Annotated in this window: 18 protein-coding genes; 15 read left to right on the top strand and 3 right to left on the bottom strand. The window is 56.9% G+C overall.

Annotation, left to right across the window (positions count from 1 at the left end; translation table 11 throughout):
• Positions 1-29 precede the first annotated feature (29 nt).
• The gene (locus ACPUC8_RS14915; protein ID WP_494926681.1) at positions 30-944 is read right to left on the bottom strand and encodes a sugar ABC transporter substrate-binding protein; all 915 of its coding nucleotides are present in this window, start codon (positions 942-944) and stop codon (positions 30-32) included.
• A 434-nt stretch (positions 945-1,378) separates the two neighbouring features.
• Between ACPUC8_RS14915 and ACPUC8_RS14910 the strand changes: the two genes are divergently transcribed.
• From ACPUC8_RS14910 to ACPUC8_RS14860, 11 genes are all read left to right on the top strand, one after another.
• The gene (locus ACPUC8_RS14910; protein ID WP_494926680.1) at positions 1,379-2,773 is read left to right on the top strand and encodes an MFS transporter; all 1,395 of its coding nucleotides are present in this window, start codon (positions 1,379-1,381) and stop codon (positions 2,771-2,773) included.
• Complete coding sequence (locus ACPUC8_RS14905; protein ID WP_494926703.1) at positions 2,754-3,713, top strand: 2-hydroxyacid dehydrogenase; 960 nt, start codon at positions 2,754-2,756, stop codon at positions 3,711-3,713. The genes ACPUC8_RS14910 and ACPUC8_RS14905 overlap by 20 nt, the downstream gene beginning before the upstream one ends.
• A gap of 545 nt (positions 3,714-4,258) precedes the next feature.
• Positions 4,259-4,567, top strand: a complete 309-nt coding sequence (locus ACPUC8_RS14900) for a type II toxin-antitoxin system RelE/ParE family toxin (RefSeq protein ID WP_494926679.1) — start codon at positions 4,259-4,261, stop codon at positions 4,565-4,567.
• Positions 4,568-4,609: 42 nt separating this feature from the next.
• Positions 4,610-4,942, top strand: coding sequence for a HigA family addiction module antitoxin (locus tag ACPUC8_RS14895; protein WP_039337346.1), 333 nt, complete (start codon positions 4,610-4,612; stop codon positions 4,940-4,942).
• A 186-nt stretch (positions 4,943-5,128) separates the two neighbouring features.
• Positions 5,129-6,292 (top strand): HD-GYP domain-containing protein, encoded by a 1,164-nt coding sequence (locus ACPUC8_RS14890; RefSeq protein ID WP_494926678.1) that lies wholly within the window; start codon positions 5,129-5,131, stop codon positions 6,290-6,292.
• A 108-nt stretch (positions 6,293-6,400) separates the two neighbouring features.
• Entirely contained in the window at positions 6,401-6,490 is a 90-nt protein-coding gene (kdpF, locus tag ACPUC8_RS14885; protein ID WP_494926677.1) for a K(+)-transporting ATPase subunit F, read from the top strand.
• Entirely contained in the window at positions 6,490-8,169 is a 1,680-nt protein-coding gene (gene kdpA, locus ACPUC8_RS14880) for a potassium-transporting ATPase subunit KdpA (RefSeq protein WP_494926676.1), read from the top strand. Before kdpF ends, kdpA begins: the two co-directional genes overlap by 1 nt.
• A 7-nt stretch (positions 8,170-8,176) precedes the next feature.
• On the top strand, positions 8,177-10,225 hold the full coding sequence (gene kdpB, locus ACPUC8_RS14875) for a potassium-transporting ATPase subunit KdpB (protein ID WP_059109755.1): 2,049 nt from the start codon (positions 8,177-8,179) through the stop codon (positions 10,223-10,225).
• An 11-nt stretch (positions 10,226-10,236) separates the two neighbouring features.
• Positions 10,237-10,809, top strand: a complete 573-nt coding sequence (gene kdpC, locus ACPUC8_RS14870; protein ID WP_494926675.1) for a potassium-transporting ATPase subunit KdpC — start codon at positions 10,237-10,239, stop codon at positions 10,807-10,809.
• 140 nt (positions 10,810-10,949) lie between these two features.
• Positions 10,950-13,625, top strand: coding sequence for a two-component system sensor histidine kinase KdpD (gene kdpD, locus ACPUC8_RS14865; RefSeq protein ID WP_494926674.1), 2,676 nt, complete (start codon positions 10,950-10,952; stop codon positions 13,623-13,625).
• 54 nt (positions 13,626-13,679) lie between these two features.
• The gene (locus ACPUC8_RS14860; protein ID WP_039328365.1) at positions 13,680-14,177 is read left to right on the top strand and encodes a TIGR00645 family protein; all 498 of its coding nucleotides are present in this window, start codon (positions 13,680-13,682) and stop codon (positions 14,175-14,177) included.
• Between the two features lie 28 nt (positions 14,178-14,205).
• Here the strand turns inward: ACPUC8_RS14860 and ACPUC8_RS14855 are convergent, their stop codons facing one another.
• A complete protein-coding gene (locus tag ACPUC8_RS14855; protein ID WP_494926673.1) occupies positions 14,206-15,138 on the bottom strand; it encodes a LysR family transcriptional regulator in 933 nt (310 codons plus the stop codon).
• A 92-nt stretch (positions 15,139-15,230) separates the two neighbouring features.
• On the opposite strand from ACPUC8_RS14855, the gene ACPUC8_RS14850 reads away from it, so the two are divergent.
• From ACPUC8_RS14850 to ACPUC8_RS14835, 4 genes are all read left to right on the top strand, one after another.
• Positions 15,231-16,439, top strand: a complete 1,209-nt coding sequence (locus ACPUC8_RS14850; RefSeq protein ID WP_494926672.1) for an MFS transporter — start codon at positions 15,231-15,233, stop codon at positions 16,437-16,439.
• 53 nt (positions 16,440-16,492) lie between these two features.
• Positions 16,493-17,842 (top strand): cation:proton antiporter, encoded by a 1,350-nt coding sequence (locus ACPUC8_RS14845; protein WP_494926671.1) that lies wholly within the window; start codon positions 16,493-16,495, stop codon positions 17,840-17,842.
• 26 nt (positions 17,843-17,868) lie between these two features.
• Positions 17,869-18,216: a hypothetical protein gene (locus ACPUC8_RS14840; protein WP_494926670.1), complete on the top strand. Its 348-nt coding sequence runs from the start codon at positions 17,869-17,871 to the stop codon at positions 18,214-18,216.
• Positions 18,217-18,582: 366 nt separating this feature from the next.
• Complete coding sequence (locus tag ACPUC8_RS14835) at positions 18,583-19,428, top strand: alpha/beta hydrolase (protein WP_039328439.1); 846 nt, start codon at positions 18,583-18,585, stop codon at positions 19,426-19,428.
• Between the two features lie 78 nt (positions 19,429-19,506).
• Here the strand turns inward: ACPUC8_RS14835 and ACPUC8_RS14830 are convergent, their stop codons facing one another.
• On the bottom strand, positions 19,507-20,424 hold the full coding sequence (locus ACPUC8_RS14830; protein ID WP_039328440.1) for a bestrophin family protein: 918 nt from the start codon (positions 20,422-20,424) through the stop codon (positions 19,507-19,509).
• Positions 20,425-20,451: the final 27 nt, after the last annotated feature.

Below are 20,451 nucleotides of genomic sequence, written 5' to 3'. Positions count from 1 at the left end.
GGTCGCCATTGATGGCGACCGCGAAACCGTTACTGACTTTTCTCAACGTACTTCTGCATATTCTCTTTGGTCACCAGCTCGAACGGGATCCACACGTGTGAGTCAATCTTCTCGCCTTTAATCAGCTTCTGCGCCGCATCCACGGACGCTTTGCCTTGACCGACGGCATCCTGGAACACCGTGACCTGCATTTTGCCTTGCGCCATCGCTTTCAGCCCATCCGGCGTGGCATCAATACCGCCCACCAGCACCTGTTTGTTGTTTTTTGCCAGCGCCATGGCAGCCCCGATCGCCATCTCGTCGTTGTTGGCGGCGACAATATCAATCGCTTCGCCGTTACCGAGCCAGTTGTTCATCAGGTCCATGCCTTCGTTGCGCGCATAGTTGGCAGGCTGCTTCTGCACCACTTTCATCCCCGGATATTTTGCCACTACCTGTTCCACATCCTTGGTGCGTTGCAGTGCGCCGGCATCGGTCAGGTTGCCGATCATGATCGCCACGTTGCCTTTGTAATTGGCCATTTTCGCCAGCGCTTCCATCTGTAAAGTGCCGGACTCGCGTTCGTCAGAACCGACAAACACCACACCTGCGGGCAAGGTTTTATCGCCTGGCGTGCGATTGACATACACCAGCGGAATCTTCGCCTGCTGCGCCAGCTTGGTCAGTTGTGGGGTGCTGGCGGAATCAACCGGATCGACAATAATGGCATCCACACCCGCGCCGATAAAACTTTGTACCTGATCGGTCTGGCGACCGACATCACCGCGTGCATCTTCAAACTGCACATCCAGCCCGCGCGCTTTGGCTTCTTTATCAATGGAGTGGCGAATAATGGTTAAAAAGTTCTGATCGAAGTAAGCCATCGACACGCCAATTTTTTCTGCCAGCGCAGAGGCTGAGCTGGACAGCAGGCCAAGCAACAGTATTGCCTTGAGGGTTTTCATCGCGGACTCCAGGGTAAGCTTGTTATTAGAATGAATATTTCAATGAAAAGTAAAATGGATCATTGAAATCATTTTCAGCCTACGAGGCGGCCAGCATGCTGACAATCGACATGAATGGATTTTGCTGCGCAGTGCACACTTTGCTCGCGGGTGCATCACGATTTGCAGGCTCATAGTTATGTTGCGAAGTTTTTTCTCAGGGCTGGCGCACATTCCAGAGCAAAAGCATCTGGTTATTTGGGAATCTGTGCAGCGCCGCACCTCGTGTTGTGGCAGATGCCAAAACTCAGGTGAAATCAACCTGTGGATTCCTCCATTCGCACAATGACCAGCTTGCATCAGGCTCTCTATAGTGGCTGAACAGCGAAATTTAAGCGGTATTCCTGATCATCATCGCTTCGGAGCAGGAGGCTCCCTTATTGAGGAATTCAGCCATGTTGCAGAGTCAAAACCCTAAACAGAACAGTCATGTGCGAATCTGGATCCTCTGTCTGATCCTGTTTTTATCCGTGGTGGCCTATGCCGACCGCTCGATCCTGTCGATCTCTGGATCGGCGATCAAAGAGGAATTTGGCCTTTCGGCGATCCAGCTTGGGCTGATCTTGTCAGCATTTAGCTGGGCGTATGTGATCGGTCAGATCCCCGGCGGCCTGTTCCTCGACCGTTTCGGCACCAAAAAAGTCTATGGCGTGACGCTGGCGCTGTGGTCAGTTTCCACCATTCTGATGGGCTTTATTGGGGAGTTCTCCAACGGCATGACCATGGCGCTAGTATTGATGTTTGCGCTGCGCTTTGCGTTGGGCCTGATTGAAGCACCCAGTTTCCCGGCCAATGCGCGTGCGGTGATCATGTGGTTCCCTGGCGCGGAACGCGGGCGCGCCTCGTCTCTGTTTGCTTCGGCGCAATACTTTGCTGTGGCAATTTTCTCGCCGCTGTCAGGCTGGCTGGTATCACGCTTCGGCTGGGAGTGGCCGTTCTTTGTGCTGGGCGGTATTGGCGTGCTGGCAGTGTTTATCTGGGGCTGGTACATGCGTATCCCCAAACAGCATCCGCATGTCTCCGCCAGTGAGTTGCAATACATCGAGGAGGGTGGTGCGCTGGTGGACATCGACTCTGCGCAAACCCTCAAGGCACGACCGCCGTTAAGTAAAGCGATGTTTAAAACTCTGCTCAGCAACCGCATGCTGTGGTGCGCCTACATTGGGCAGTACTGCATCATTGCGCTCAGCTACTTCTTTATCACCTGGTTCCCGATCTATCTGGTGCAGGCACGTGGCATGAACATTATGGAAGCCGGTTTCGCCACTATTGCGCCGGCGCTGTTTGGTTTCCTCGGCGGCATCAGCGGGGGATACATCTCTGACAAGCTGCTGGCAAACGGCTGGAGCCTGTCCTGGGCGCGTAAAACTCCCTACATCGTCGGTATGCTGATGGCAGCCTCGCTGATTCTGGCTGCCGTGATCCCGACCAATGCGGGCATTATCGCCATTATGTCGTTTGCCTTCTTCGGTAAGGGCGTGGCGGCCGGCGCAGGCACCTGGACCATTGTCAGTGACACCGCACCGAAAGAAGCGGTAGGTCTGGCGGGCGCGATTTTCAACGGCATCGGCAATATGGCCGGGTTCATCACGCCGCTGCTGTTCGGCATCATCGTCGGTTTGACCGGCAGCTACAGTATTGGCCTGGTGTTCGTTGGCGCACACTGCATTGTCGCAGCACTGCTGTTCTTGCTGGTGATGGGCCCCATCGAGCGTGTCGGTGATGAACAAGACTCATCGATAGCATCCTATAAAACACAGGGGAAACATGATGGTATCAAAGCCGTTTAACGTATTGCTGAAAGGCCCGTTGTTGCCGCAGCGGCTGCAGGACAACCTTGATGCGCACTTTGCCACCTCGCGTTTGTGGCAGCAGGATGACCAGGCCGCGTGGCTGGCACAGCACGGTGCCAGTATTGATGCGCTGGTGACCAGCGGCAATGCCCTGATGGGCGCAAACGCGGAGTTGCTGGCGCAACTGCCGAATCTGAAAGTGATTTGCAGTAACGGCGTCGGCTATGACGCGATTGATATCGCCGCTGCCGAAGCGCGTGGCATTGTGGTGACCAATACGCCGGGAGTGTTGAACAGCTGTGTGGCGGATACCGGTATGGCGCTGCTACTGGATGTGGCGCGCCGCATCAGCGCATCCGACCGCTATGTGCGCGCCGGGGAGTGGCTCGCGAAGGGGCGTTATCCACTGACCACCAAAGTGGGCGGGAAGGTGTGCGGCATTGTTGGGCTGGGCGGTATCGGTAAAGAGTTGGCAAAGCGCGCGCAGGTATTTGATATGGATGTGCATTTTTACAACCCACGTTCGCGCCCGGATGTGCCTTATACCCGCCACGATTCGTTGCTGTCACTGGCAAAGCAGGCTGATTTCCTGGTGCTGACCCTGCCGGGCGGTGCCTCGACCCATCATCTGGTGAATGCCGAGGTGCTGCGTGCGCTGGGGCCAAAGGGCTTCCTGATCAATATCGCGCGCGGCAGCGTAGTGGATGAGCAGGCGTTAATCGCGGCCCTTGAAGCGGGTGAGATTGCCGGTGCCGGTCTGGATGTGTTTGAGCAGGAACCGTCAGTGCCAGCGGCGTTATTGACGCGCGATGATGTGGTGATCACCCCACACCTCGCCAGCAGCACCGTAGAAACCATGGCAGCGATGGCCGACCTGGTATTTGAAAATCTGCTGGCGTTCTCGCAGGGCGAAGCGGTGCTGACGCGGGTGGTGTAAGGCTTGCAGGTCGCCATTATTGGCATAATGCTCGTCAGTTAAGCGACTGACGATAACGCCGTCTGGGGTCGCACCGGGGCTGGCGGTCCTTACGCCGCTACGCGGTACCTTCACTCCATTCGTCTGCCTTACGGACCGGTGCCGATGGAACATCCATGTTCCAGCGCCACCTTTCGCCCGCGTCCTGCGGGCTCTCCTGGCATACTCACGCCGTTCAGCGCTGCGGATGCCTGCCCCGGTGCGACCCCAGCCTGCTCATTAGCTTAAGTGCGCGTTGTCAAAAAGGGCACATTGTCTGAGGCCATGACGCCTCTACGACTATCGTGTCTGGTTTTAGTAGGGTGAGCACAGATTTAACTCTTCACACCAAGGCGCAATTTATTGCGTCATGCGAGTCTGCGCACGCTTCTCATGATGTTTTACTGAATCCCAAAATCTTTTTGTAATCCCGTTCAAATACTGACTATAATGTTAAATTATGCACTTGATTGCTGTGCAATCTGTCATTAGCTTTCCCGCAAGTTTTACTTTCAGGCAGGAAGCAAATGACGGGTGCAATTAAACATTTTAGAGATGATTGGCTTCAGCAATTTTTTATCTATGCCACACCGCACAGACATCTCCCCAAGTCGATTGAATCCGCACTGGCGCGCAAACTCGACATTATCAATGCCGCCAAAACGTATCATGATCTGCGATCGCCACCCGGGAACCGTCTGGAAAATCTAAAACCCCCCTTGCAGGGTTATTACGCTATCCGCGTAAATGAGCAATATCGGCTTATTTTTCGTTGGATAGATGGAGAAGCCAGCGATCTTTATCTCGATCCGCATAGTTACAGACACTACCAATAACGACTGTATGTGGTCGGAAACTAACAGTGAAGAGAAGCCGAAATGAATCAGGCAAAGCGTAAGCCCACCAGTGTAGGTGATGTGCTGCAATATGAGTTCCTTGAACCCCTTCATCTTAAAGTCAATGACTTGGCTGAGATGCTGAATGTACACAGAAATACGGCCAGTGCATTGGTCAATAACAACCGCAAAATGACCACGGAGATGGCGTACCGTTTAGCGGCGGTATTTGCGACCTCTGTCGATTTCTGGCTCAACCTGCAACGCTATCAGGACCAGTGGGAAGTGGAAAATGATGCCCGCACCCAAGAAGAGTTAAGTCGTGTCACGCCGTTGAATACCTTTTTAGCGCAGCGTGGGATTCAGGTTGCCTGAAAAGCACCAGACACGCATGCCTACATAAAACGTAGCGGTGCAATTCATGAAGTGAACCCCCCACACTGCCGCTACCGCTATGCGCGACATCACGCCGCGACCCGATAGCACAAATCACTCCTGAAGATTATTTGCTCAGCTGCCGATACCTCTCCTTACCATCCACTGATATTAAGGAGAGATATCGTGATAAAGCTGATTACCGTTGACGAACTGCGGCAAGGAATGTTCATCCACAAACTGGAGGTTTGGTGGCTCAAGGACAAACGCATTCGTAACCAAATGCTGATCACTGATAAGCGCCAGATCGCGATGATCCGCAATGAGGGGATTCAGCAGTTATGGATCGATCTCGACAAATCGGTACAGGCACCCGCGAAGCCTGAACCGAAAAAAGAGATTCCTCAAACCCCGTTTTTCAAAGAGCTGGATCAGGCACAATCGCTGTTCAAGCAAGGTAAACCGCAAGTGCTGGCGATGTTCAACGAAGCGCGTATGGGGCAGGGGCTGGATCTTGACTACATGCTGGACCTGGTTGATGACATCGCCGGTTCCATCACGCGTGAACCCACTGCACTACTTAGCGTGGCGCGCCTGAAGAATCATGATGATTACACCTATCTGCACTCGATGGCGGTATGCGGACTGATGATCTCGCTTGGCAAGAAAATCGGTCTGGATGAGCACCAACAGCGCCGTGTGGGGATGGGCGGATTGCTGCACGATGTCGGCAAAGCCGCCGTGCCGCTGGACATCCTCAACAAGCCGGGCAAACTCACTGAAGAAGAGTTCACCATCATGCGCCAGCACCCGATTACCGGGGCGCAACTGTTGATGGAGGCCGATGCCGGTGAAGATCTGTTAGATATCGCGCTGCACCATCATGAAAAAGTCGATGGCAGTGGTTATCCGCATGGCCTCAAAGGCGAGGAAATTTCGCTGTTCTCGCGTATGGCCGCAGTGTGTGATGTTTATGATGCGGTGACCTCCAATCGCCCTTACCGTAAGGGATGGACGCCCGCAGAGGCGATGCACAACATGCTGAGCTGGCGCGGTCACTTCGATAATACGCTGCTGCATGCCTTTGTGCGCACCATCGGCATCTATCCGGTAGGGTCGCTGGTGCGGCTGGCCTCTGGACGCGTGGCGTTGGTGGTCAAGGCCGGGGAAAAATCCCTGCTGAAACCGAAAGTCCATGTGTTCTGGTCGCTGCATGCGCAGCGCGAAGTCAAACCGGAAGAGTTGGATCTCGGTGACTCATTCTGTACCGACAGCATCACCGGTGCCGAAGACAGCGGCCTGTGGCAAAACGTCGATCTTAATCGCATCTGGGCGCTGGAAACCGCTTAATTCCACAGCATTTTTATACTTTCTTTACGCCAGATTCCTGCCTTTTTACCCCTTCTTTATGCCGCGCCGCGCATGCTTGCAGCACTACCAAATCCTCTGGAGGTTGCTGTGAGCGTGGGCGTGATTGCCGGCATCGTGCTGGTGCTTATTCTACTGGGCTACCTGATTTATGCCCTGCTTAATGCGGAGGCATTCTGATGGCTGCGAATGCATTTTTACTGATTGCGGTATTCCTGCTGGTGCTGATGGTGCTGGCGCAACCGCTGGGGCGTTTTCTGGTGCTGCTGGTGGCCGACAAGCCGTTGCTGCCGCGCACCGAACGCGCGCTGTGGCGACTGGCGGGTGTAGAGAGGGGGGCCATGCGCTGGCCACACTATATGCTGGCTATCCTGCTGTTCAATGCGCTCGGTTTTGTGGTGCTGTTGGCGATTCTGATGCTGCAAGGCACGCTGCCGCTCAACCCGCAGCACTTGCCTAATCTCAGCTGGGATCTGGCGCTGAACACCGCAATCAGCTTTGTCACCAACACCAACTGGCAGGCCTATGCGGGCGAAAGTACGGTGAGCTATTTCAGCCAGATGGCGGGGCTCACGGTGCAAAACTTCCTGTCGGCGGCAACCGGTATCGCGGTGGCGTTTGCGCTGATCCGTGGCTTTGCCAATCGTTCACTGGATACGCTGGGCAACGCCTGGCGCGATTTGATGCGCATCACCCTCTACGTGCTGCTGCCGATCAGTCTGGTGATGGCGCTGTTTTTTGTCTCTCAGGGCAGCATCCAGACGTTTGAACCTTACCATGCCCTCACCACGCTGGAAGGGGCGCAGCAAACGCTGCCGCTCGGTCCGGTGGCCTCGCAGGAGGCGATTAAAATGCTGGGCACCAACGGCGGTGGCTTCTTCAACGTTAACTCAGCCCACCCGTTTGAGAACCCAACTGCACTGACCAACTTTGTGCAGATGCTGAGTATTTTCCTGATCCCGGCTGCGTTGTGTTTCACCTTCGGCCAGCATCTGGGCGACCGTCGTCAGGGCCATATGCTGCTGTGGGCGATGACCATTATGTTCGTACTGGCGGTGATCACGGTGATGTGGGCTGAGGTTCGCGGCAATCCACACTTCCTGACGCTGGGGGCGGACAGCGCCATCAACATGGAAGGCAAAGAGACGCGCTTCGGTATTCTCAACTCCAGCCTGTTTGCCGTGATCACCACCGCTGCTTCATGTGGTGCGGTCAACGCCATGCATGACTCCTTCACCGCGCTCGGCGGTATGGTGCCGATGTGGTTGATGCAGTTGGGTGAAGTGGTGTTCGGCGGCGTGGGGGCGGGTCTGTACGGCATGCTGCTGTTCGTGCTGCTCGGGGTATTTATCGCCGGGTTAATGATCGGTCGCACGCCGGAGTACATGGGGAAAAAAATCGACGTGTGGGAGATGAAAATGACCGCACTGGCGATTCTGGTGACCCCTACCCTGGTCCTGCTGGGCACCGCGCTGGCGATGATGACGGACGCCGGACGCGCCGGGATGGCCAACCCAGGCATTCACGGTTTCAGCGAAGTGTTGTACGCCGTCTCGTCGGCTGCCAACAACAACGGCAGTGCCTTTGCTGGTTTAAGTGCCAATACCCCGTTCTGGAACCTGCTGCTGGCCTTCTGCATGTTGGTGGGGCGCTTCGGCATCATCATTCCGGTGATGGCGATTGCCGGTTCGCTGGCGGCGAAGAAAATCCAGCCGGTGGGCAACGGTACGCTGCCGACCCACGGCCCACTGTTTATCGCGCTGCTGATTGGCACCGTATTGCTGGTGGGGGCACTGACCTTTATCCCCGCGCTGGCACTCGGCCCGGTAGCGGAACATCTGCAACTCATTCAGGGATAACGGAATCATGAGTCGTCAACAACTGGCGCTGTTTGATGCGGCGTTAACGCGCACCGCCGTGTTCGATGCGGTGAAAAAACTCGACCCGCGTGTGCAGGTGCGCAACCCGGTGATGTTCCTGGTGTGGCTTGGCAGCGTGCTGACCTCGCTTCTGGCCATCGGCATGCTGAGCGGCCATTTAAGCGGCAATGCCGGCTTTACCGCCGGTGTCGCGATCTGGCTGTGGTTCACCGTGCTGTTTGCCAACTTCGCCGAAGCGCTGGCGGAGGGGCGCAGCAAGGCGCAGGCCAACAGTTTGAAAGGCATCAGTAAAACCAGTGATGCGAAAAAGCTGGCGGAAGCGCGTTACGGTGCCCAATGGCATAACGTGGCGGCCGATACGCTGCGTAAAGGTGATGTGGTGCTGGTGGAAGCCGGTGACATCATTCCCTGTGACGGTGAAGTGCTGGAGGGCGGCGCATCAGTGGATGAGAGCGCGATTACCGGGGAGTCTGCCCCGGTCATTCGTGAATCCGGCGGCGATTTTTCTTCAGTCACTGGTGGTACGCGCATTCTTTCTGACTGGCTGGTGATCCAATGCAGCGTCAATCCTGGCGAGACCTTCCTCGATCGCATGATCGCCATGGTGGAAGGCGCTAAACGCCGCAAAACGCCGAACGAGATAGCGCTGACCATTCTGCTGGTGTCACTGACCATTGTGTTCCTGCTGGCGACCGCGACCTTGTGGCCATTTTCCGCCTATGGCGGCACACCGGTCAGCGTGACGGTGCTGGTGGCATTGCTGGTGTGCCTGATTCCGACCACCATCGGCGGCTTGCTGTCGGCGATTGGGGTGGCGGGGATGAGCCGCATGCTGGGTGCTAATGTGATTGCCACCAGCGGGCGTGCGGTGGAAGCCGCTGGTGACGTGGATGTGTTGATGCTGGACAAAACCGGCACCATCACCTTGGGTAACCGTCAGGCCACGCAGTTTATGCCTGCGCCGGGCGTTACTGAGCAGCAGTTGGCGGATGCCGCACAGCTGGCTTCGCTGGCGGATGAAACCCCGGAAGGGCGCAGCATCGTGGTACTGGCGAAGCAGAAATTTAACCTGCGCGAGCGCGATCTCAGCAGCATGGGAGCCAGCTTTATTCCGTTCTCGGCGCAGACACGTATGAGTGGCGTCAACGTGCAGGATCGTCTGATTCGCAAAGGCGCAGTCGACGCGGTTCGCCGCCATATCGAAGCTAATCACGGTCGTTTCCCGGCAGAAGTCAACGCCAGCGTGGAAGAAGTGGCACGTGCCGGGGGCACACCGCTGGTGGTGGCGGAAGGTGCGCAGGTGCTGGGCGTGGTGGCGCTGAAAGATATCGTCAAAGGCGGTATCAAAGAGCGTTTCGCCGAACTGCGCAAAATGGGCATCAAAACCGTGATGATCACCGGTGACAACCCGCTAACGGCGGCAGCGATTGCGGCGGAAGCGGGGGTGGATGATTTCCTTTCGGAAGCTACGCCGGAAGCCAAGCTGGCGCTGATTCGCCAGTATCAGGCCGAAGGGCGGTTAGTGGCGATGACCGGTGACGGCACCAACGATGCGCCTGCGCTGGCGCAAGCGGATGTGGCGGTGGCGATGAACTCGGGTACCCAGGCGGCGAAAGAGGCGGGCAACATGGTCGATCTCGACTCCAACCCGACCAAATTGCTGGAAGTGGTGCATATCGGTAAACAGATGCTGATGACGCGCGGCTCGCTCACCACCTTCAGCATTGCCAACGACGTGGCGAAGTACTTCGCCATCATCCCAGCGGCGTTTGCTGCCACCTATCCGCAGCTCAATATGCTGAACGTGATGGCGCTGCACTCACCGAACTCAGCGATTCTGTCGGCGGTGATTTTCAACGCGCTAGTGATTGTGTTCCTGATTCCGCTGGCACTAAAAGGCGTGAGTTATCGCCCGATGAGTGCCGCTGCACTGCTGCGCCGCAACCTGTGGATCTACGGTGTCGGCGGATTAGTGGTGCCGTTTGTGGGTATTAAAGCCATCGACCTGCTGCTGACGCTGTTTGGCCTGGTTTAAGGAGAAGAGAAATGAGTCAGTTACGTCCGGCTATTGTATTGTTATTACTGCTCACGCTGTTAACCGGTGCGGTCTATCCGCTGCTCACCACTGGCTTAGCGCAGTGGTGGTTCCCGGCGCAGGCCAACGGGTCGTTGATTAAGCAAGATGGCGCAGTGCGCGGCTCCGATGTGATCGGGCAGCTCTTTAATCAGCCGGGGCACTTTTGGGGCCGCCCGTCAGCGACGGGCGATACGCCTTACAACGCACTGGCCTCCAGTGGCAGCAATCTGGCGGCGAGTAATCCGGCGCTGGATAAAGCGGTGGCGGAACGGGTGGCCGCGCTACGCACCGCCAATCCACAAGCGCCCGCTGCGGTGCCCGTGGAGTTGGTCACCGCTTCGGCGAGTGGTTTAGATCCGGATATTTCACCCGAAGCAGCACTGTGGCAGGCGCCACGTATCGCCGCGGCGCGCAATATGGCGCTGAAGGATGTCGAAGCGCTAATTGCCCGCAACACCGAACGTCCGCTGCTGCCGTTTATCGGTGAAGAGACGGTAAACGTGCTGCGATTGAATATGGCGCTAGATGCGTTGCAGGGATAATGATGCGATGCGGCCTGGTGCGCATAAATGCGCACCCTACGATTCTGTAGGGGCGCCATTTATGGCGACCGTTTCAATGGACGCACCGATTGTCATGACGCAATTCGTTGCGCAATACGATGCTGTTAAATGGATGACGAATGAACGACGACATCACCCGCCCTGACCCCGATGCGCTGCTGCTTAACCATAGCGACAGCCATCGCGGCAAGCTGAAAATCTACTTCGGCGCCTGTGCAGGCGTAGGGAAAACCTTTGCCATGCTGCAGGAGGCACAGCGCTTACGCACGCAAGGCCTCGATGTGCTGGCGGGCGTGGTGGAAACCCATGGGCGTGAAGAGACCGCCGCGCTGCTCAGCGGTCTGGCGGTATTACCCCGTCGTGCCACCGGGCGCTCACGCCATGCCGAATTCGATCTCGATGCAGCGCTGGCACGCCATCCTGCGGTGATCCTGATGGACGAGCTGGCGCACACCAATGTGCAAGGCTCGCGCCATCCCAAACGCTGGCAGGATATCGAAGAGCTGCTGGAAGCGGGCATTGACGTGATCACCACCGTCAACGTGCAGCATCTGGAGAGCCTCAACGATGTGGTCGGCGGGGTGACGGGCATTCAGGTGCGGGAAACCGTGCCCGATCCGTTTTTCGATAGCGCCGATGAAGTGGTGCTGGTGGATCTGCCTCCGGACGATCTGCGCCAGCGGCTGAAAGAGGGCAAAGTCTACGTGGGCGATCGCGCTGAACGTGCGATTGAAAACTTCTTCCGCAAAGGCAACCTGTTTGCCCTGCGCGAACTGGCGCTGCGCCGCACGGCAGACCGCGTGGATGACCAGATGCGCGCCTGGCGCGATCAGCAGGGCCGCGACAAAGTGTGGCACACGCGTGATGCCATCCTGCTGTGCATTGGTGATGACACCGGCAGCGAGAAACTGGTGCGTACTGCGGCACGTTTAGCGGCGCGCCTCGGCAGCGAATGGCATGCGGTCTACGTCGAAACGCCACGTCTTAATCGCCTGCCGGAAGCGCGTCGGCGCGGGATTTTGCGCACCCTGCAACTGGCGCAGGAGCTGGGGGCTGAAACCGCCACCTTGTCCGATCCCGATGAAGCGCGAGCAGTGCTGCGCTACGCCCGCGAGCACAACCTCGGCAAAATTGTTACCGGACGCCAGCCGCAGCGGCGCTGGCGTCGCGACAGTTTTGCGCAGCGTCTGGGCCAACTCGGCCCCGATCTTGATTTGCTGGTGGTCGCATTAGATGAACCGGTGCGCGATGCGCCGCATCCGCTGGGAGGAAAACCGGCCAGCAGCGATAAGTGGCGGCTGCATCTGCGTGGTTGCCTGATGGCGATTGCGCTGTGCATTTTGGTCACCATTGTGGGACGCAGGCTGCTGGTGGAGTTCGATCCGGCCAATGCCGTAATGATTTACCTGTTGGCGGTGGTGCTGGTGGCGTTGCGCTTCGGACGCTGGCCATCGGTGTTTGCCACGGTAATCAACATCCTTGCCTTCGACCTGTTTTTTGTGGCACCCACCGGCACGGTGGCGGTGTCGGATTTGCAGTATCTGGTGACCTTTGCGGTGATGCTGGCGGTGGGGGTGATTGTCGGGAACCTGACGGCTGGCGTGCGTTATCAGGCCAAAGTGGCGCGCTATCGTGAACAGCGTGCGCGACACCTGTATGAGATGGCGAAATCGCTGGGCAGCGCGCTTACCCCGCAGGATATCGCCGCCACCAGCCAGCGGGTGATTGATGTCACCCTGCAGGCGCGCAGCCAGCTGTTGCTGCCGGATGAGCAGGGCGAGTTGCAGGCGGTCGGTGAGAGCAGCATCGGCACACCGCCGGATCTCGGTATCGCGAAATGGAGCTTCAGCAAGGCGCAACCAGCGGGAGCGGGCACGGACACACTGCCCGCCGTACCTTATCAAATCCTGCCGTTGAAGAGCGGCAATCACTGTCGCGGCTTGCTGGTGGTGGAGCCGGAAAACCTGCGCCAGCTGATGATCCCAGAACAGCAGCGTCTGGTGGAAACCTTCACCGTGCTGATCGCCAACGCGCTAGAACGTATGGCATTGTCGCAGAGTGAGGCTTCTTCACGCCTGGCAGCAGAGCGTGAGCAACTGCGCAATGCCTTGCTGTCTGCGCTGTCACACGACCTGCGCACGCCGCTAACGGTGCTGTTTGGCCAGGCGGAGATGCTGATGCTCGATTTGGCGGGGGAAGACTCAAAATATGTCGGACAAGCCAATCAAATTCGCGAACAGACGCTCAGCACCATTCGGCTGGTAAGCAACATGCTGGATATGGCGCGTATCCAGTCCGGTGGCCTCAACCTGCGTGATGAGTGGGTGGCGCTGGATGAGGTGATTGGCGGTGCGTTAAGCAGCATGGGACCGTCGCTGAAAGGGCACGATTTTACACTCGATCTGCCGCCAGAGCTGGTGCTAATCAAAGGCGACAGCGCCATGCTGGAACGCGTGTTTACCAACCTGATTGAAAACAGTCTGAAGTATGCTGGCAACGCGGCCCAGCACGGTATTCGTGCATGGCGTGATAACGAGCGGCTGGAGATTGCGGTGTGGGACAACGGTCCGGGTATCGCGGCGGAAAACATGACGCGTATTTTCGATAAATTCGCGCGTGGGGATAAGGAGTCCGCTGTGCCGGGTGTCGGGCTGGGTTTGGCGATCAGTAAAACCATCATTGAATCCCATCGTGGGCGCATCTGGGCGGAAAACCGCCCGGCAGGCGGCGCGGAGTTTCGTCTGTCGCTGCCGCTGCCTGCGGCCCCTGAAATTTCTGAAGAAGGGCTGAAATAACTTCACACAAGTTCGGTTATACTCGACCACTTGTTTGTTGATTAATGGGAAATTATGGAACGTTTTATCGAAAACCTGATGTATACATCGCGCTGGTTGTTGGCCCCGGTTTACATTGGACTTTCGCTGGGGCTGCTGGCGCTGACCATCAAATTTTTCCAGGAAATTATTCACCTGTTGCCCAATATTTTCAGCATTGCAGAAAACGATTTAATTCTGCTGCTGCTGTCGCTGGTGGATATGACGCTGGTCGGCGGATTGCTGGTGATGGTGATGCTCTCTGGCTATGAGAACTTTGTTTCTAAGCTGGATATTGATGAGAACAAAGAGAAGCTGAGCTGGCTGGGCAAAATGGATTCCGGCTCGCTGAAGAACAAAGTTGCGGCCTCGATTGTGGCGATTTCATCGATCCACCTGCTGCGTATCTTTATGGACGCGCGCAACGTCGATAACAGCAAACTGATGTGGTACGTGATTATTCACCTGACCTTTGTGCTGTCGGCCTTTGTGATGGGCTGGCTGGATAATATGTCGAAGGTGGAGAAGAAGTAAGCAGGTGGGGGCCATTCGCTCGCCCCCATCATTTCAACACCGGTTGTGTCCCCGCCAGTTTCGGCATCACATCTCTGATCATCGCGAAAAAATGCCGCATCCTCGCGGGATAATAACTGGCCCACGGATAGGTCAGCCACACCGGCAGCGGCGGGGCTTGCCACTCGGGCACCAACTGAACCAACGCCCCTTTCGCTAAATCCTCCTGCACTACCCACGAAGAAAGAATCGCTGCGCCCATACCGGCGAGTGCCGCCTTGCGGATGGCGTACAGGCTGTCGCTGGCGAGACGCGGCGCAATCGCCAGATTCACTGCCTGGCTATCGCTGCGCCGCTGCAGCATCAGTTCATTCCGATAGAAGCTGGTCAGTGCCAGCCAGGGGAGTTCGGTGAGCTGTGTCACCGCGGCAATCGGCGCATGCTTTGCCAGCAGTGACGGTGAGGCGACCACAAAACGCGGTACTTCAGCCAGCAAAATCGCCACCAGGGAGGGATCGCTCACCACACCGACCTGGATGGCGCAGTCAACGTTCTCACTAATGAAATCTGGCGTGCGGTCATTGAGCATCCACTCCACCGTCAGGCGCGGATAGCGCTGGAGATAATCTACCAGCGGATCAATCAACTGATCCTGACCAAAGGCGTGCGGTGCACGGACCCGCAGCGTGCCTATCGGATCGTCACTGGAACCGGTGAGTTCATCCTCCAGTGCATGCCAGGTCGCCAGTAACTGCCGGGCCTGTGCATAACAGCGCTCACCATCGTCAGTGAGTTTCAGAGCATGCGTGGTGCGCAGGATCAACTTCAGCCCCAACCGTTGTTCCAACGCCTGTAATCGACGGCTGATGGTGGGCTGCGTGGTGCCCAGCTGCACGGCGGCTGCGGAAAGCGAGCCGCTCTCGACAATACGTATAAAAGTTTGCATCAGTTCAATGCGGTCAATACTGGCTGAATTGCTCATACACACCATGCATAACAGTTCTGTGTTTGAGCAGTCTACCGCGTATGGCGGCAACGCGCTTTAATAAGCGCACTTTCACGGGGGAAACCAATATGTCAGCCATTTCGCAATCTTCTGCCATGCCAGCGGAAAAACTACCGGCACCGCTGGTGTTTACGCTCGCGGCGGGTGCCGGGCTCAGCGTGGCATCGATTTACTACAGCCAACCGATGCTGGATATCATCAGTAAACAATTTAACGTCGGTATCGGCAGCGTGGGCATGGTGCCGATGCTGACTCAGGCCGGATACGCGCTCGGCATCCTGTTGCTGGCACCGCTCGGTGACCGCCATGACCGCCGCACCATCATCCTGATTAAAGGACTGCTGCTGATGGCCGCGCTGCTGCTGTGCGGCTTTTCTGGTGGCTTGAATGCATTGTTGATTGCCAGCTTTGTCACCGGCTTAACCGCCACCGTGGCGCAGGATATCGTCCCGGCGTCAGCCGCCTTAGCGCCGGAGCGCAGTCGCGGGAAAACCGTTGGCACCGTCATGACTGGCTTGCTGGTGGGGATTCTGCTGTCACGCGTCGTCAGTGGCGTGGTGGCGGAGTATTTTGGCTGGCGCACCATGTACCTGGTGGCGGCAGGCGCGGTGTTGTTGATCAGCCTGGCGTTGTGGCGGGTACTGCCCAGCTTTAAACCCGGCACATCGGTGAGCTACCCGCGTCTGCTGCTGTCGCTGGCGCACCTGTGGCAGCATCACCAGACACTGCGTCGTGCCGCAATAGCGCAAGGGCTGCTGTCGGTAGGCTTTAGCGCTTTCTGGTCAACGCTGGCGTTGATGCTGAGTGATAAATTCCATTTTGACAGCGCCGTGGCGGGGGCATTCGGCCTGGCAGGCGCAGCAGGTGCGCTGGCAGCGCCGTTGGCGGGCAGTGTGGCGGACCGCATTGGTCCAGCGCGTGTCACGCAGTACGGTGCCGCGCTGGTGATGGTGTCATTTGCCCTAATGTTCCTGCTGCCAGTTTTACCGGTTCCGGCACAGATTGGTCTGATTATCATCAGTACGGTGGGCTTCGATTTAGGTGTACAGGCCACGCTGGTGGCGCATCAGACGCTGGTGTACAGCCTGGCGCCTGAAGCGCGTAGCCGCTTGAATGCGCTGATGTTTACCGTGGTGTTTATCGGCATGGCAACGGGCGCGGCACTCGGCAGCCTCGCGCTGGCTCACTTTGGCTGGACCGGCGTGATGGCACTCTCAACGCTGGCCGCTGCGCTTGCTTTGATGATCCGTCTGGCGAGCCGCCACCTGAAAAACTGATCGCTATTCCTGTGCCAGGCTTAAGGGAGAATATGATTTAAAAACGGAGCGTTATGAACTTCCTGGCCTGGACTGCCGCCACCGGTGGTCTGCTACTTCTGATGTCACTGGCTTCCGGTTGGATTCACCGCGGGCCAGTGACTGCGTTTGGGCTTTACCTGTTCGCGGGCATCTTGTGTGGCCCGTGGATGTTCAATCTGTTGCAACTCGACATTATTGGCCACGCCAGTCTGGCCGCCCACCTGACCGAAATCGCCATGGCCGCCTCGCTGTTTATCACCGGGCTCAAGCTACGTTTGCCGCTCACTGCGCATGCCTGGCGAGTGGGGGTGCGGCTGGCTTTTCCGGCCATGCTGCTCACCGTGGGGGGCATGACGCTGCTGGTGCACTGGATCACAGGTTTTGACTGGGCGCTGTCGCTGGCATTTGGCGCGATTGTTGCGCCGACCGATCCGGTGCTCGCCAGCCTGATATCGGTTAACGATGCGCGTGATGATGATGCTCTGCGCGTGGCACTCTCCAGTGAAGCGGGCATGAATGATGGCTCAGCGCTGCCGTTATTGATGCTGGCGCTGTTAATGCTCGCGCCCGAATCGTTGAATGTCAGCAACCTCAGCGCATGGGCAATGAAAGATGTGCTGTGGGCCATCGCCGGTGGGCTGGGCATCGGTTATCTGCTGGGACGCGTCATCGGCCAGTTAACCACTCATCTGCGTAGTGCCCATCAAGACATCGCTCCCAATGACTTCCTCGCTTTGGCGTTAATTGCACTGAGCTATGCGGCAGCACAAGCGGTGGATGCCTCTGGCTTTCTGGCGACGTTCGCGGCGGGTGTCGGTTTGCGACGCGCAGAATTGCGGGTGGTGAAGCACTATCCGCAAGAGGCGGTGTCAGAAGAAGAGCAATACCTGCCTGCTGAGGCACGCGTCAATCCTAACCAGCGTCTGGCGCACGGCGGCAGCGGCATGGTGAAATCAGTGGGTTTGGTGATCGGTGATGCGTTGTCATTTGGTGATACCATCGAGCGCCTGCTGGCGGCGGGCATGATGGTGGTGCTGGGTATCACGCTGGCGCAGCACTGGAACCTGACAGGCATTGGCCTGGCGCTGCTGCTGTTTGTGGTGGTGCGGCCGCTGGCGGTGTGGATCACCACCTGGCGCTGTGAAATCCCCTTGATACGCCGCTTGTTAATTGGCTGGCTGGGCATTCGCGGCATCGGTAGTATCAACTACATCGCTTACGCCTGGGTGCATGGTCTTCATGGCCCGCAGGCGGAGCAAATGGTGGATATGGCGTTGACGTTAGTGGTGTGCAGCATTGTGCTGCACGGCATCACGGTGACGCCGTTATTAAACTGGCGTGCAGCCCGTCAGGCGGCACGCGCACAACACAATCAAAAGTGATTTTCTGGAAATTACTGGAGCCTGTTATGAAAGCGTTTCTGTTTGCTCTTGTGGGACTTTCCCTGTCCGCCAGCGTGCTGGCTGCCGAGGGTGATGATAATCAGATGGAAAATGTCTACGCCAGCCAGCTGTGCCATATCGTTAGCACGGAAAAAAAGACCAGCGACCTGGATACTTACACCGCGAAGATGAAGTCTCAGCTGGCGGCCAGCCAGTCCTCTTCAGCGGTGGAGAAGCCCGAATTCAATGAAGAGACCGCGCAGGAAGTGATCAGCGCCTGGATGGAGTTGGGTGATGATGAGCGCGCGCAGCTGCGGCACAACCAGCAGCAATGCGAGCAAACTGTTATGACCCAATTCCAGCAACAAGATTAAATCCCCGTCATACTTCAAGCTGTCGCGGCGTTGGCTGCGGATGCTCGCCCCAGTCACTTACTTGTGTAAGCTCCTGGGGACTTACCCCCTTGCCGCCTTGCTACAACTTGAATTATTTAGGGGATTTGAGCTGAGTAGATAATTAAAAGAATTTTTGGATTAGCTATAAAACAAGCGCTTTTTTAGGCGCTTTTTTTATGGATTTTTTGTACAAAATGCGTACATAATCGCCAGCGTTGAAATACGACACGCATCACATAACGAGACTCAGCCCGCAAGGCTGACAAATATCTTCAATACTGGCGACTGGGCATGAAACTTTCACGGCGTCACTTTTTGCTGGCTACCGGGGCTACCGTCCTCTCAATGACCACGGGCAAACTCTTTGCGCGTGATGACATCATTCCATTATGGCCCGATGATCCACCGGGCGGCGGCGGGCCGTCTGGTCTGTTGAAAGTCAGTATGAACGGCTCCTGGACCAACATCGTTTCTCCAGCGATTCAACGTTTCCGCCCGGAAAATCCCAATGGCGAAGCGGTGATTGTGGCGGCTGGCGGCGGTTATCGTTTTATCGGCATGGGCCGTGAAGCCTGGCCCGTGGCGCGCTGGTTAAATGCCAATGGTTATACCGTGTATGTGCTGAGTTATCGTTTGCCGGGTGAGAAATGGCAGGCGGGCAATCTCGCGCCACTGCAGGATGCCCAACGCGCTATCCGTCTGGTGCGTTCGATGGAGCGTAAAGTGCATCTGCTCGGATTTTCTGCCGGTGGACACCTGCTCGGCATGGCGGCAGCACGCCCCGACTTCACGACCTATCCTGCGCAGGACCCGCTCGATCAAATTCGCCCAACCGCCGACAGCGTGGGCCTGATCTATCCGGTGATCACTCTTGAAGCACCGTATCAGAACACCAAAACGCACCTGATGATGGTGGGCGACCACGCGACGCCAACCCAGGAAGCGAACTGGTCAGTGCAAAACTATGTGACCCGCGCCTATCCGCCCACCTTCCTGGCGCAGGCGGAAGACGATCACACCTCCAATCCCCATAACACTGAAATGATGCGTGATGCCTGCCGCCGTATGCGCGTGCCGGTGGAACTGATTGAACTCAGCAGCGGCGGACACGGTTTTGGTCTGGGTAAAGCGGGTACGCCATCCGCGCTCTGGGATCAGGCGTATGTGCGGTGGCTGGATAAGCAGAATTAACGCGTGTCAGGTCGCCATAAATGGCGACCCTATAACAGCGTTGGGTGCGCATTTATGCGCACCAGGCGGGCCATCTCGTTACGTCAAATTAAAATGCTTATCCGGCTGGTGCGGTTCCGGCAACGGAAAATCATTATTCATCGCCTTCAAATTACGTTCGATATTCACGCACAGCGCATCCAGCGGCAGATGATTTGGCGCGGTGCCGAACGGATCTTCTAACTCCTCTGCCAGCGACTCCAGTGACAGGAAGGTGTAAGAAATAAACACCGATACCAGTGGCGTCATCAGATGCAAATCCGCCACCAGCGCGAACGGCAATAAGGTACAGAAGAGATAAACCGTGCGATGCAGAATCAAGCTGTAGGCGAACGGAATCGGTGTACCCGCCAGACGATCGCAGCCTCCCAGATAAGCCGACAGATGACTGAGATTCTCATCAATACTCTGCCAGACAATATCCGACACCAGACCTTCATCACGCCGCTGCGCCAGCCATTCACCCATGCACAACAACGTTTGAGAGGTGGGCATTGGATGGCCCAGCACCGCGTTGTGCCATTTTTCTGGCAGCAAACGCGCTAAGTCAGCCTTTGCATCAGTTTCACGTAAGCGATGTTTCAGCGCCCAACTAAAGGCCAGTTGCAGCCCGATAAATTCCTGCACCTGCGCTTCACTGATGCCGCGCAGGCATTTTATCTGGCGCAGCAATGAACGCTGGGTGATATGCATATTGCCCCACAGCGTACGGGCCTCGATAAAGCGTGCATAGCTGGCGTTGTTGCGAAAGCCGAGGAAGATGGCGATCGATACCCCAATCAGGCTAAAGGGGGCGGTAGTGAGGTGAATGCCGAAGGTGGAGTACCACGGATAGCCGATGATGGCGGCCACCGACATCAGTAAGTTGAGCGACAGGCGAAAGACAATGCTACTCAGCACCGAGCCGTGCCAGTCAAACAGCCGGAGGAACCAGTGTTGATGAGGACGTACGATCATTTTTGCGATGGTGTTTTTTATGATTTT

It is taken from the genome of Pantoea sp. CFCC18177 (genome assembly GCF_059412425.1).
This window is presented reverse-complemented; position numbering and strand designations above follow the sequence as displayed.

Bases quoted from the DNA above. Each gene is read 5' to 3' on its own strand.
- ACPUC8_RS14835 (WP_039328439.1), top strand. From the start codon at position 18,583: ATGACCACGGGCAAACTCTTTGCGCGTGATGACATCATTCCATTATGG.
- kdpA (WP_494926676.1), top strand. From the start codon at position 6,490: ATGGCTGCGAATGCATTTTTACTGATTGCGGTATTCCTGCTGGTGCTG.
- ACPUC8_RS14915 (WP_494926681.1), bottom strand. From the start codon at position 944: ATGAAAACCCTCAAGGCAATACTGTTGCTTGGCCTGCTGTCCAGCTCA.
- ACPUC8_RS14905 (WP_494926703.1), top strand. From the start codon at position 2,754: ATGGTATCAAAGCCGTTTAACGTATTGCTGAAAGGCCCGTTGTTGCCG.
- ACPUC8_RS14840 (WP_494926670.1), top strand. From the start codon at position 17,869: ATGAAAGCGTTTCTGTTTGCTCTTGTGGGACTTTCCCTGTCCGCCAGC.
- ACPUC8_RS14845 (WP_494926671.1), top strand. From the start codon at position 16,493: ATGAACTTCCTGGCCTGGACTGCCGCCACCGGTGGTCTGCTACTTCTG.
- kdpB (WP_059109755.1), top strand. From the start codon at position 8,177: ATGAGTCGTCAACAACTGGCGCTGTTTGATGCGGCGTTAACGCGCACC.
- ACPUC8_RS14860 (WP_039328365.1), top strand. From the start codon at position 13,680: ATGGAACGTTTTATCGAAAACCTGATGTATACATCGCGCTGGTTGTTG.
- ACPUC8_RS14900 (WP_494926679.1), top strand. From the start codon at position 4,259: ATGACGGGTGCAATTAAACATTTTAGAGATGATTGGCTTCAGCAATTT.
- kdpD (WP_494926674.1), top strand. From the start codon at position 10,950: ATGAACGACGACATCACCCGCCCTGACCCCGATGCGCTGCTGCTTAAC.
- ACPUC8_RS14910 (WP_494926680.1), top strand. From the start codon at position 1,379: ATGTTGCAGAGTCAAAACCCTAAACAGAACAGTCATGTGCGAATCTGG.
- ACPUC8_RS14895 (WP_039337346.1), top strand. From the start codon at position 4,610: ATGAATCAGGCAAAGCGTAAGCCCACCAGTGTAGGTGATGTGCTGCAA.
- ACPUC8_RS14850 (WP_494926672.1), top strand. From the start codon at position 15,231: ATGTCAGCCATTTCGCAATCTTCTGCCATGCCAGCGGAAAAACTACCG.
- kdpC (WP_494926675.1), top strand. From the start codon at position 10,237: ATGAGTCAGTTACGTCCGGCTATTGTATTGTTATTACTGCTCACGCTG.
- ACPUC8_RS14855 (WP_494926673.1), bottom strand. From the start codon at position 15,138: ATGAGCAATTCAGCCAGTATTGACCGCATTGAACTGATGCAAACTTTT.
- ACPUC8_RS14830 (WP_039328440.1), bottom strand. From the start codon at position 20,424: ATGATCGTACGTCCTCATCAACACTGGTTCCTCCGGCTGTTTGACTGG.